This is a genomic window from Microbulbifer variabilis (assembly GCF_023716485.1).
Classification (GTDB): domain Bacteria; phylum Pseudomonadota; class Gammaproteobacteria; order Pseudomonadales; family Cellvibrionaceae; genus Microbulbifer; species Microbulbifer variabilis_B.
Genome location: NZ_CP092418.1, coordinates 1,900,406 through 1,912,560, shown reverse-complemented (window position 1 = coordinate 1,912,560; position 12,155 = coordinate 1,900,406). Strand labels below are relative to the sequence as shown.

Annotated in this window: 9 protein-coding genes; 6 read left to right on the top strand and 3 right to left on the bottom strand. The window is 49.6% G+C overall.

Annotated features, from left to right (window positions below; all coding sequences use genetic code 11):
- The first annotated feature begins 74 nt into the window (after window positions 1–74).
- A complete protein-coding gene (locus MJO52_RS08625) occupies window positions 75–1,604 on the top strand; it encodes a flavin-containing monooxygenase (RefSeq protein WP_252085984.1) in 1,530 nt (509 codons plus the stop codon).
- A 322-nt stretch (window positions 1,605–1,926) separates the two neighbouring features.
- Here the strand turns inward: MJO52_RS08625 and MJO52_RS08620 are convergent, their stop codons facing one another.
- From MJO52_RS08620 to MJO52_RS08610, 3 genes are all read right to left on the bottom strand, one after another.
- A complete protein-coding gene (locus MJO52_RS08620) occupies window positions 1,927–3,939 on the bottom strand; it encodes an alkyl/aryl-sulfatase (RefSeq protein WP_252085530.1) in 2,013 nt (670 codons plus the stop codon).
- A 281-nt stretch (window positions 3,940–4,220) separates the two neighbouring features.
- Window positions 4,221–5,375, bottom strand: a complete 1,155-nt coding sequence (locus MJO52_RS08615) for an acyl-CoA dehydrogenase family protein (protein WP_252085529.1) — start codon at window positions 5,373–5,375, stop codon at window positions 4,221–4,223.
- Window positions 5,376–5,678: 303 nt separating this feature from the next.
- A complete protein-coding gene (locus MJO52_RS08610; RefSeq protein WP_252085528.1) occupies window positions 5,679–6,188 on the bottom strand; it encodes an Lrp/AsnC ligand binding domain-containing protein in 510 nt (169 codons plus the stop codon).
- Window positions 6,189–6,329: 141 nt separating this feature from the next.
- On the opposite strand from MJO52_RS08610, the gene putA reads away from it, so the two are divergent.
- From putA to MJO52_RS08585, 5 genes are all read left to right on the top strand, one after another.
- A complete protein-coding gene (gene putA, locus MJO52_RS08605; RefSeq protein ID WP_252085527.1) occupies window positions 6,330–9,476 on the top strand; it encodes a bifunctional proline dehydrogenase/L-glutamate gamma-semialdehyde dehydrogenase PutA in 3,147 nt (1,048 codons plus the stop codon).
- A gap of 377 nt (window positions 9,477–9,853) precedes the next feature.
- A complete protein-coding gene (locus tag MJO52_RS08600; RefSeq protein WP_252085526.1) occupies window positions 9,854–10,207 on the top strand; it encodes a hypothetical protein in 354 nt (117 codons plus the stop codon).
- A 105-nt stretch (window positions 10,208–10,312) separates the two neighbouring features.
- The gene (locus tag MJO52_RS08595; RefSeq protein ID WP_252085525.1) at window positions 10,313–10,558 is read left to right on the top strand and encodes a transposase; all 246 of its coding nucleotides are present in this window, start codon (window positions 10,313–10,315) and stop codon (window positions 10,556–10,558) included.
- A gap of 59 nt (window positions 10,559–10,617) precedes the next feature.
- Window positions 10,618–11,505, top strand: coding sequence for an IS3 family transposase (locus tag MJO52_RS08590; RefSeq protein WP_252085524.1), 888 nt, complete (start codon window positions 10,618–10,620; stop codon window positions 11,503–11,505).
- 106 nt (window positions 11,506–11,611) lie between these two features.
- Complete coding sequence (locus tag MJO52_RS08585) at window positions 11,612–12,151, top strand: hypothetical protein (RefSeq protein ID WP_252085523.1); 540 nt, start codon at window positions 11,612–11,614, stop codon at window positions 12,149–12,151.
- Window positions 12,152–12,155: the final 4 nt, after the last annotated feature.

Sequence of the window (12,155 nt, the reverse complement as noted above, 5' to 3'; positions counted from 1 at the left end):
TTTTTGTCGCAATGTAGCAATAAAAAGGCTCCACATCTACGCAGTCTATTGCGTCTAAAGACACAAGAAGGATGATGATTTTGCAACCACTTCACTTTGATGTGCTAATTATTGGAGCCGGGCTTTCCGGTATCGGAACCGCCTGCCACCTGCGCCGCGAATGCCCCTCCAAGAAAATTGCCATCCTAGAGCGTCGCTCTCAAATCGGAGGCACCTGGGATTTATTCCGCTACCCAGGTATTCGTTCGGATTCAGATATGTTCACCTTTGGCTTTGACTTCCGCCCATGGCCGGGACTGAAAGTACTGGCTGATGGACCCTCTATCCGCCAATACCTCATTGATACTGCAGACGAGTATGCAGTTAGTAGAGATATTCACTTTAATGTCGACCTCTTCAGCGCCAACTGGGATAGCCAAAAAGAACTATGGATTCTGCAGGGAAGCAATACTCAGAGCGGCAAGCCCTGTTACTACAGCTGTAAGTTTTTAATCTCATGTACCGGGTATTACGATCATTCCCAGGGATATCTCCCAAAAATTCCTGGTGCCGAACAGTTTCAGGGTGACTACATCCACCCCCAGCACTGGCCGGAAGAACTGGATTACCAAAACAAAAAAATTGTTGTGATTGGCAGTGGTGCCACCGCTATTACCCTGGTACCCGCCCTGGCTGATCAAGCCAAGCATGTCACCATGTTACAGCGCTCTCCTAGTTATGTTATTTCCGTACCCGCGTTCGATAAACTCTCGGCGCTGTTACTAAAGTTTCTACCAAAATCCTGGGTTTTTAATTTTGCGCGCTGGCGAAATATAAAAATACAACGCTGGCTCTTTAAGGCTTCTAAACACTGGCCACATTTTATGCGTAAACTGTTCCTGCGGGGTGTTCGCAAAAGCCTACCCAACGACTTTGATATGCGTCACTTCACACCGAGCTACAGCCCCTGGGATCAACGTATTTGCGCAGTGCCCGATGATGATTTCTTTGCAGCAATAAAATCAGGCAAAGCCTCAGTAGAAACTGGGGAGATAAAAGCCATTGACAAACAGGGTATCGAGTTGGAATCAGGGCAACAGATCGATGCGGATATCATTATCACAGCTACCGGATTAAATATCCAAGTGCTCGGAGGCATGCAGCTGAGTATTGATGGCAAGAAAGTACCCATCAGTGAGAAGCTCACTTACAAAGCTGTGCTCTTAGAAGGTGTCCCCAATATGTCTTGGGTGTTTGGATATACTAATGCCCCCTGGACCCTAAAAGCAGATATCTCTGCACGCTACATCTGCCGTTTAATCAATTATATGGACGAGCATCAACTTGATATATGTCTACCGGTTGATAGCGAGGGGTGCGCAGAAAGTGACTCTGTGATGAGCAGCCTGAGTTCCGGTTATGTCAGAAGAGGTAATCATGCACTTCCCCGCCAGGGGAATAAATATCCGTGGCGCCTACTGAACAATTACGAACAGGATTGCAAAATTTTACTACAGGGATCTATTGCGGATGGAATCCTTACCTTTCAGAAGGGAAAAAATGCTATAGAGCCAGAAACAACACGATTAACAAGCAATCAAACAGAGGAAATCGCTACTCATTGAACCTCACTTACAAATATTAAAAATCAACTTTTCATCATGGGCCACACATCTTTTTTAATACACCTTCGCTATAGAAATTAGATAATGTGGCCTTACAAGCCCACACATAAACAGTCAGAGTAAAAATCACCATGAATTAAATCTTTATATTTTATCTCCAAGAAACTCTAAAGTTCGCAATCTCTTCCAGAGCACCATTACCTTCAAGCATTTCTACCCAGGTGCTTCATCCATAAACACTCCGAATCAAGCCCGGAAGATTTAAAACACAAAGATTTACATAACACTAAACCATCTCCAACAAGAAGTATAAGAAATGGCATTACGGCTGTTCCTCTGGAGCATTTATATTCATAGGTTCTGGAGTAACCAGATTCCACCAAAAATCAAACTTATCCATAAGGGAAAGCAATACCTTTAATTGCCCCACATCCCCATCAATTTTCACCGCACCTTCATTCATTTTTTCCTCTATAGAGGATGCGCCCAGGATAATATCGTTGAGATCATTGCGATTAAGAGTAACGAAGCTTTGGGGCTTTTCTATTGGGGGGCCGTAGTTGAGCACAGCATTCTCAAGCACAAGAGAGTAAGCTTCCTGTATGTCCGGCAAACTAATATTAATAGCAATCTGCTTCCCGGTGGCCTTGGGACCATTTAATCGAATCCCCAGGTAATCAAAAATAAGTACGGTAGGCATACTGCGGATTGTATCGGCGCTTGCTGTTAATGGTACTGGCAATCGCTCTATACCATCGCGCAACTCCCTGGCGCCACTTAAAAAAAAGTTTCTCCAGGTTCCATTTTCTTGTTGGTAACCCATCTGCTCCAGCGCATTCGCCAGCAGATCACGTGCGGCGCGGTTGTTAGGCTCAGCAGAAACGAGCTTATCCAACACCTCCGCCACCCAGCGGTATTCTCCAGCCTCATAGTCCTTTTTGGCTTGTTTTATGACATTAGCGGCCCCACCCATATATTGGACGTATTTTTTACCCGCAGCAGTGGGTGGCATCGGGTAGAGGCGCGCTGGATTTCCATCGAAAAACCCAAGGTAATAGTTCCATACCGCGCGGGTATCGTGATTGACACTGCCATAATATCCACGATTGGCCCAGTATTGGGAAAGCTCTGGGGGCAGTTGCATTAACTCAGCAGTCTGGACCATGTTATAGCCATGATTAGCCAATCGCAGGGTCTGGTCATTGAGGTACTTATACAGGTCGCGCTGCTTTTTCAAATGGTTGACGACCTTCTCCTGCCCCCAGGTGGGCCAGTGGTGTGGAGCAAAGAGCACCTCCGCCTGCCCCCCCCAACGCTGAAGTGTCTCATTGAGATAGCGGGACCAGGCCCGGGCATTGCGCACCTTGGCGCCGCGCAGGGTATAAAGGTTGTGCAGTGTGTGAGTGGCATTCTCCGCAGCAGTAAGCGCCTTTAATTCGGGAATATAAAAGTGCATTTCTGCTGGGGCCTCGGAGCCCGGTGCCATCAAAAACTCAAACGTGAGGCCATCAATTTTTCTTGTTTCACCAGTTTTACTGATCGTATCAGTAGGCTCAATCAGAGTGACGGTACCTGTGGACGTTTCCAGCCCCAAGCCCGATCCCAGAGTACCCATTGGGCCTTTGGGTATAAGGTTGCCATACATAAAACTGGCACGGCGTGCCATATGATTACCGGCAAACACATTTTCACTGACCGCCTCAATTAAAAAATCTTTGGGTGCGATCACTTTCACCTTGCCAGATTTTACCTCCTCCTCATTAACTACCCCACGTACACCGCCGTAATGATCGACATGGCTGTGGGTATAAATCACTGCCACTATCGGTTTATTTCCCCGGTGCTCACGATATAAATCCAAGCCGGCTTTTGCGGTTTCCGTAGAGATTAAGGGATCCATAACAATGACCCCGGTATCCCCTTCAATAAAAGTGATATTGGAAAGATCTGCGCTGCGCACCTGGTAAATTCGCGGTATCACTTCATAGAGACCGCCCTGGGAGATTAACTGAAGCTGGCGCCAGAGACTGGGGTTAGCTGTGGCAGGGGCTTGTTGGTCATTGGCGAATTGGAAGGCCTGCAGGTTCCATACCTGATCACCTTTTTCATTTTTGATAATACCGTCATTCAAAAGTGGGGCAATAAATCCCCTTTTTACATTGGCAAAATCCTCCCGATTGGCAAAGGGCAACTCTTTCAGTACCGCCTGATTTGCTTTTTTTGTAATTACGCTGGCAGGCTTTGGTTCGTACGCCAACAGTAAACTGGGAATGAATAACAAAAAAAATAAGATCAGAGCGCCATTTCTAGCAATAGCACCTCGGTTTTTTTTCATTTTTCTCACCCGATATTAAATTGCGCCAATCCCTGTAGTGGATCTGCCTATTAGTAAAAAATAATGGTTGAGAGCAAAGTGGAAGAAGAGGCTCTTCTGTAGAGAATAGGAAGGATTATAGGCTGGCAGAGGAAGGTCGTTAGTCACTAGCCCCGCTATGAAGGGCGGGGCCAGCCAGCGTGTCCTGGCTGGGACACTATAAGGTGCGGCTCCGGGGGCACTGGGCAAGTCGGAAATAGTCCACCTCCCCAGGGCCACAAGTCACTGGCTACATAAATCCATCAACGCACATCGAGTAGATGCCGGGCGATAATCAGGCGTTGTATTTCGCTAGTTCCCTCGTAAATAGTGGTAATGCGTACATCGCGGCTCATACGCTCCAGCGGATACTCGCGGGTATAACCCACCCCACCGTGAATTTGTAGGGCCAGGTAGCAGGCTTCATTGGCTTTTTCACTGGCAAACAGCTTGCCCATAGAGGCCGCAGGGCCGAATGCCTGACCGGCATCTTTTTGCCATGCGGCTTGTAACAACAGCAAACGAGCACCTTCCAACTCGGTATATTTATCAGCCAGTTGCCACTGCAAACCCTGGAATTGCGCCAACTTCTTGCCGAATTGCTCGCGCTCGTGCATGTAACTGCGAGCACAGTCCAATGCCTCAAGACCGATGCCCAGCGCTAGTGAGCCAATACCAATGCGCCCACCGGCCAACTCGCCGGCGGCAATGCGGAAACCGCGGTTCTCTGCACCCAACAGATTGGCGGCGGGGATTCTGCAATTGTCGAAGGATACTTCATTGGTAACAGACGCCTTCTGCCCCATCTTCTCCTCGGCCTTACCGATAATCAGACCCGGTGTGCCAGCCTCCACCAGGAAGCAACTAATGCCTTTGCCTTTGGCCGCCTCGGGATCGGTTACTGCCCAAACTACAAAAATGCCAGCGAACTCAGCACTGCTGATAAACAGTTTGCTGCCACTGAGCACATATTCGTCACCGTCTTTCACGGCGCGGGTGCGCATGGCTGCGGCATCGGAACCTGACCCCGGTTCTGTCAGGCAAAAAGAACCCGCGGCATATTCACCGCTGCAAATCTTGGGTAAATACTTTTGTCGCTGCTCTTCATTGCCGACGGCCTGGATGACCTCGGCCACCATATTGGTAACAGAAGTGGTCGTAGCCGTGGAACTGCAGCCGCGGGCGAGCTCGGTAATCGCCAGGCTGAAAGCTATGGTGCCGGCACCGGTGCCACCGTAGTTGGGATCGATATTGATCCCCATAAAACCCAGTTCAGCCAAGGCTTTCAGCTTGGCCAGCATCAACTCGCGGTTACCGGTTTTATCGAGCTCTGCGGCGATGGGCTTCAGTTCGCTCTCGGCAAACTGACGCGCCGCATCCTGAATCATCTGCTGCTCTTCGCTCAGTGAAAAATCCATACAGTACCTACTTTATCGTTATCGCGGTTGGATGGGCGGCACAGGGCACCGCTCACTCATAATGTTGAGGATAATAAAATCCTGGCAGAAATTGGTTGCCAATTCGCCATTTTCCCCTGGGAAATCTGCAATCAATAGAAAGGTTTGCCGTGCTGGGAAGTGTTTAGGTGTGTAGCCCTGTTCGAGCTTATCCCAGAAAGATACCTAAGAGTGCTCTCTCCCCCACCGTCTCGGCAACCTTGTTTGTTTATTATCTGCCAAGTGGTGAGCGTTTCGGCCATCCTTGACCGTTCAAACGCAGGCCTAGCGCCTGGTAGTTTTACCTTTAGGCTCTGGATCAGGTACCGCCACGGCAGTATCTGTTTTTACTTCCTCCATCACCACATAGGTGTGGGTTTCCCGTACACCCGGTACCGAGGCCAGCTTCTCACCGAGAAAACGGCGGTAACCCAGCATATCCTTAATGCGAATCTTCACAAGATAATCAAAGCCGCCGGCCACCATATGACATTCCTGCACTTCCTCAAGGCCTGCCACATGCTGGTTAAAGGCCTCCAGGGCCTCGGTAGCGGTGTTATTCAACGTCACCTGGATGTATACCACCAAGCCGGCATGAACCTTGAGAGGGTCCAGCAACGCCACATAATCACGGATAAAGCCCTCTCGCTCGAGGCGCTTGACCCGCTCCAGGCAGGGGGTGGGACTGAGGTTCACACGGCGCGCCAACTCCACGTTTGGCAGGCGGCCATGCCGTTGAAGAATCCGCAGTATTTGGCGATCGATACGATCCAGATCTTCCAACTGTCGAGACATTACAAAATACCCTACTGGCAATCACGCATTTAGGCGTGATATTTAACCACAACCGTCGCCAAAATGGCGATTAATTCTAAGCACTTTCGCACATAATCCGGTCTTTTATTCTGACCCTAGATATAGAGCTTGGGAGACGATATGTCGACAAACTTCGCCGGAGATCTCCAGAATGCCCGAGAGCGGGCACACGAGTATTTGCACGCCGACGAAAACCAATGTGTTAGCGAGCTCCTGGCCGCCCCCCGCCCCAGTGACGCCCTACGCAAGAAAATTCTGAACACCTCGCGCGAGCTGGTGCGCCACTCGCGCCAGCAGCGCAGCAAGCGCGGCACACTCGATGCCTTCCTGCAGCAGTTCGGCCTTTCCAATAAAGAAGGCGTGGCACTGATGTGCTTAGCGGAATCCCTCCTCAGGGTTCCCGATGCTGATACTGCCGACAAACTGATTGCCGAGAAAGTGCATTCCGGCAACTGGTCCAGCCATCGTGGCCAGTCAGATTCTCTGTTCGTGAACGCCTCCACCTGGGGGCTGATGCTCACCGGCAGCGTGGTCGAGCTGGACCCGGATATCACCGAGCGCCCCTCTCATTGGATGAAGCGCCTGATCAGCCGCATCGGCGAACCCATGGTGCGCACTTCTATGATGCAGGCCATGAAAATTATGGGCGGCCAATATGTATTGGGCCGCACCATCGAGGAAGCCCTGAAGCGCGGCCCCAAGGAAAACCTGCCCGGCACCCGCTTCTCCTTCGATATGCTCGGCGAAGGTGCGCGCACCATGGCCGACGCCCAGCGCTATTACGACGCCTATATGATGGCCATCGAAGCCATCGGCAAAGACAACAGTAAACGCGATGTCGTCGAAGCCAACGGCATCTCTATCAAACTCTCCGCCCTACACCCCCGCTACAGCGTATTGCAGCGCGAGCGTGTAATGGGCGAACTACTGCCGCAGGTAAAACGCCTGTGTGTGGCCGCCGCCAAATACGATATGGGCCTGAATATCGATGCGGAAGAGGCCGAGCGCCTGGATATTTCCCTGGATATTTTTGAAGCCCTGGCCCGCGACCCGGAACTGAAAGATTGGCAGGGCCTCGGCTTTGTTTTGCAAGCCTACCAGAAGCGTGCCCCCCATGTGGCCGACTGGCTGATTGCCCTGGGCCGCGACACCGGCCGCAAGCTGATGGTGCGCCTGGTTAAAGGCGCTTACTGGGATAGCGAAATCAAGCACGCCCAACAAATGGGCTTGAGCGATTACCCGGTGTACACGCGCAAATGCCACACCGACTTGTCCTACCAAGTGTGTGCAAAAAAACTGCTGGACGCGGAAGAAGCGATTTACCCGCAGTTCGCCACCCACAACGCCTATACCGTGGGCCTGATTTTGGAAATGGCCGGCGAGCGCACCAATTTTGAATTCCAACGCCTGCACGGCATGGGTCACCTGCTCTACGCACAGATCGAAGCCGTACACGGCAAGCGTGTACCCGTGCGGGTTTACGCCCCTGTGGGTGCCCACCGCGACCTGCTGCCCTACCTGGTGCGTCGCCTGTTGGAGAACGGCGCCAACAGCTCCTTTGTGAACCGCTTTATGGATGAAGACACACCCATTGAAGCACTGGTGCAGGATACCCTCGATTTAAGCGAAGCCTGCAACCCACTCCGCCACCCGCAAATTCCTGTACCGGAGAATATTTATATGGGCGCAGAGGCCCTGCCACGGAAAAATTCACACGGCATAGAACTGACCGACCCACTCGCAGTAGAACCCCTGCTGGAAGAAGTACAAAAACAACAAGGCAAGCACTTCCTCGGTGGCCCTATTGTTGATGGCGTAATGGGCAAGTCTGAAGAGCCGGTTTACAACCCAGCCAGCGGCGAAGTAATCGGCCATACCGCCAATACCGACAAACATTTAATTGAGCGGGCCTACGCCTCCGCCACCGAAGCGCAGATCGACTGGGACCGACAGGGTGGCAACAGCCGCGCTGAGATTCTCGATCGTATCGCCGACTTCTATGAGAAGAAAACCAACGAACTGGCAGCCATTATCTGCCTGGAAGCGGGTCGAACTCTCAACGACGGCATTAGTGAAGTGCGCGAAGCGGTAGACTTCTGCCGCTATTACGCCAATGCCGCGCGCCAACACTTTGCTGAGCCCACCGAGCTGCCCGGCCCTACCGGTGAAAAGAACCAACTGTTCCTTGGCGGCCGCGGCGTATTTGTGGCCATTAGCCCCTGGAACTTCCCCCTGGCCATCTTTACTGGCCAAGTGGTTGCCGCCCTCGCCGCCGGTAATGCCGTACTGGCCAAGCCCGCCGAGCAAACCCCAATCATCGCCGCGCACGCCGTGCGTATCATGCTCGACGCCGGCGTTCCCCCCAAGGTACTGCACCTGATTACCGGTACCGGCGCCGCCGTGGGTAAACTGCTGATCGAAGATCCGCGCCTGGGCGGCGTAGCCTTTACCGGCTCCACAGAAACTGCGCGCCTGATCAACCAACAGTTGGCCGCTAAAGAGGGCCCGATCGTACCGCTGATCGCCGAAACCGGCGGCCAGAATGTCATGGTCGTAGACTCCACTGCCCTGCCCGAGCAAGTAGTGGACGATGTAATTCAATCCGCCTTCCTGAGTGCCGGCCAACGCTGCTCCGCCCTACGTATTTTGTGTGTGCAGGACGTAATTTCAGATAACCTGCTCAATATGCTCAAAGGCGCTTGTGAAGAATTGACCCTTGGTGACCCCAGTAAACTGGAAACCGATATCGGCCCAGTAATCGACGAAAAAGCCCTGGGCTTGCTGGAAGCTCATCGCGAGCGTATGGCCAAAGAAGCCAAACCGCTATTCGCCTGCGATGAAAACAAGAAGCCCAACACAGGCACCTTCTTCGGCCCGCAAGTGGTAGAAATTGAAGATTTTTCCCTGCTCAAGCGCGAAGTCTTCGGCCCCTTCCTGCACGTAGTGCGCTTTAAAGCCGAAGAACTGGAAGACGTGATCCGCCGTATCAACGCCACCGGCTACGGTCTCACCTTCGGCCTGCACTCCCGCATCGAAGGCCGCGCCGACGCGGTATTCAAGCGTGTGAACGTGGGTAACTGCTACGTAAACCGCGATATGGTAGGCGCAGTGGTAGGTGTAAACCCCTTCGGCGGCCAAGGCCTCTCCGGCACCGGCTTCAAAGCCGGCGGCCCCCACTACCTGTTCCGCTTTGCCACCGAAAAAACCAAAACCATCAATACCGTTGCCACTGGTGGTAATACGCAACTGTTTAGCTTGGGGCAGTAAGCCTTCAGCGCTGAGAGAGCGGGCCAAGCCCGCTCTTTTTACTTTAAAATCACAATCACCGATCACCCCCTCCCCACCTCACAGCCCCACCCTATTTAGCCAAACCCACAGATGTCACTGTTAAATGGCAATAATGCTTAAAACAATGTAGCTACGGCGCTGTTCGCTCGATTATGCCAAAATCAAAAGCCACGAAATAACAAGGTAACTATGCAGCTTCTTATATCCACATTTTTACGTTCGTACTAATTATGTCTTAAAGACTGAATTTTCTTGTTTTTTTCGCTAGGCCGGTAGCTTATGGTGTTGGGATATATGAATGGGGATATAATACAGCTGCTTTTGAATACACTGTTATGAATCAAAAAGGTGAATTTATGGATGAAGTTAACGGCGCAATGGAGAGTGTAAAGGTTGGTTTGTCATTACTCTCAGATGCCATTGGACTTGCCAAAAAAACTAAAGATGCTCTGCCTAATTCGAAAGATAAAGATCTAATTGATAAGCGGCTTAACGAAGCTGAAAAAGCATCGAAATTGGCGGAAGCTCAGATTGCTCAAGCTTTGGGATATAACCTCTGCAAGTGCACATTTCCTCCTCAAATAATGTTGTCAGCAGGTTACAAAGAAAATATAGAAGATTTTCGTTGCCCAAAATGCTCTAAAAGTTCTATTGCTCCAAAGAAAGTAGTTTCCAGACCTCAGACTATCAAGCCTATGGGCCCAAGGTAGAAACTCATAACAAGCACATCAACTTCGCTCCAGCCACTACGTGGCTTCCGCCGGAAACCTTCCCCCATTGAGTAGACGCCTACCTTTTGAATAGGGTAGGAAAAAATGCCGAAAATACTGAGTGAAGAGCGGGTTGTTGAATATTCAACAGAGTTTAAAGTTAGAGTGGTAGCTCTCACTAATCAACTGAAAGTAGATACGACCACTATCGCCAACATTATTGGTTTGCATCCAGTAATGGTGTATAGATGGCGACAGGAAAGTAGAGAAGGCAAGTTGGTCGAGAAGCCCAGTCGTAGAATAAGTATGGCAAAGACAACGAAAACTCAGTCTCAAACTGATGATAAATAGATAAGACGTCTAAAAAAGCAGGTTGAGAAATTGCAAAAGGAGAATGATTTCCTAAAAAAGTGGGAAATGTACCTGAAAGATCCAAAGCTGAAAGATTCTCGTTCATAGCTCTTAATCGATCAGACTTTGGTGTCAGGTACTTATGTAGATACTTGAATGTTTCACCCCAAGGGTTTTATAAGTGGCTCAACCGTGATGAGAGCACTCGAGACATAGAAAATAGGCGAATCCTTGGGTGTATCGAAGCTATCTATGCGCAGCATGATGGTAATTATGGAAGCCCAAGAATTAGCGCAGAGCTGAAAGCTAATGGTGAACGAATAAATCACAATCGCGTTGAACGCCTTATGAGAGAGGCTGGAATCGTGGGGAAAGCTGGAAGGATCTATCGTCGACGCCCTTTGCCTGGAAATCCTTGCATTAAGGTTGAAAATTTACAAAGAGAGCATGGTATGCCGATTAAACCAGACTCTCAATGGGCTGGTGATGTAACCTATCTGAAGATCAATGGGCAATGGCAATATTTAGCTGTGATTATTGATCTTTACTCCCGGAAAGTGTTGGGTTGGGAGCTGTCGGACACTCGAACTGTTGAGCTAACACTGTCAGCGCTAAATAAAGCTGTCCGTTGCAGAAATATAGAATCAGATCTAATATTTCACAGCGACAGAGGTTCTGAGTACGGTGCTTATGCATACCAAAACCGACTCAAGGAACTGGGTATTGAGCCGAGCATGAATCGTCCAGGATTTATGAATGATAATGTGTATGTAGAATCATTTTTTCAAACACTGAAAACTGAGAGTTTCAAAGGATTTAATTTTGAATCCGTTGAGGAGCTAAGAACCAACTTATCTTGGTATCTTGATAGGTACTATAACTTTAAAAGAAGACATGGTTCACTTGGGTTCAAAAGCCCAGATGAATATGAAAGAATGGCCGCATAAGATGAATATAAGGTGGCGTCTACTTTAAGGGGGGAGGCTTCCCGAACAGCCCACGCTTTGCACGGTCTGCCGGTTATGCGGGGCGTTATATGTATGGAAGCATCTCATGAAATTTAAAGGTTATTTTTTCATATTGATTCTGGTTGTCTCTGGCTGTACCACCTACCAGTTAGAACCCGTAGTGAAGCAAGCAACCCATGAATCTCCCATAAAAATACACTCTTATTCAATTAGTATTAGTGAAAATACAAAAGTATGGACTAGGAATGATATTCTTGAAAAAACCAAAGAATCCCTAAATACTAGCGTTAGGCTAGACTCCGTCCCAGTACACACAGCCCAAGCTAAGAGCAATTACCACCTTGATATAGATATCAAATATTGGCACGGAGGTGCAGGTGGCGATTCTTTTATTAGTGCGCTGAGCTTAGGCCTCATCCCAACTTGGGGAGAAAATAAAGACCTCTTCATATATAAATTTGACCTCTATAAAAACGGAGAGCTCCATCATTCTAATACCTATTCAGTTAATGAAAAACATTATAGTCATATACTCCTACTACCTTTTACAATCATAGATTTAGTGTCGCCCAATAAACCACTTGAATACTATGTAGAGACCCTACATGCTAATAAAAACATATAACAAG

Excerpts from the sequence above, each read along its gene's own strand:
- MJO52_RS08625 (WP_252085984.1), top strand. The coding sequence starts at position 75 with ATGATTTTGCAACCACTTCACTTTGATGTGCTAATTATTGGAGCCGGG.
- MJO52_RS08620 (WP_252085530.1), bottom strand. The coding sequence starts at position 3,939 with ATGAAAAAAAACCGAGGTGCTATTGCTAGAAATGGCGCTCTGATCTTA.
- MJO52_RS08615 (WP_252085529.1), bottom strand. The coding sequence starts at position 5,375 with ATGGATTTTTCACTGAGCGAAGAGCAGCAGATGATTCAGGATGCGGCG.
- MJO52_RS08610 (WP_252085528.1), bottom strand. The coding sequence starts at position 6,188 with ATGTCTCGACAGTTGGAAGATCTGGATCGTATCGATCGCCAAATACTG.
- putA (WP_252085527.1), top strand. The coding sequence starts at position 6,330 with ATGTCGACAAACTTCGCCGGAGATCTCCAGAATGCCCGAGAGCGGGCA.
- MJO52_RS08600 (WP_252085526.1), top strand. The coding sequence starts at position 9,854 with ATGGATGAAGTTAACGGCGCAATGGAGAGTGTAAAGGTTGGTTTGTCA.
- MJO52_RS08595 (WP_252085525.1), top strand. The coding sequence starts at position 10,313 with ATGCCGAAAATACTGAGTGAAGAGCGGGTTGTTGAATATTCAACAGAG.
- MJO52_RS08585 (WP_252085523.1), top strand. The coding sequence starts at position 11,612 with ATGAAATTTAAAGGTTATTTTTTCATATTGATTCTGGTTGTCTCTGGC.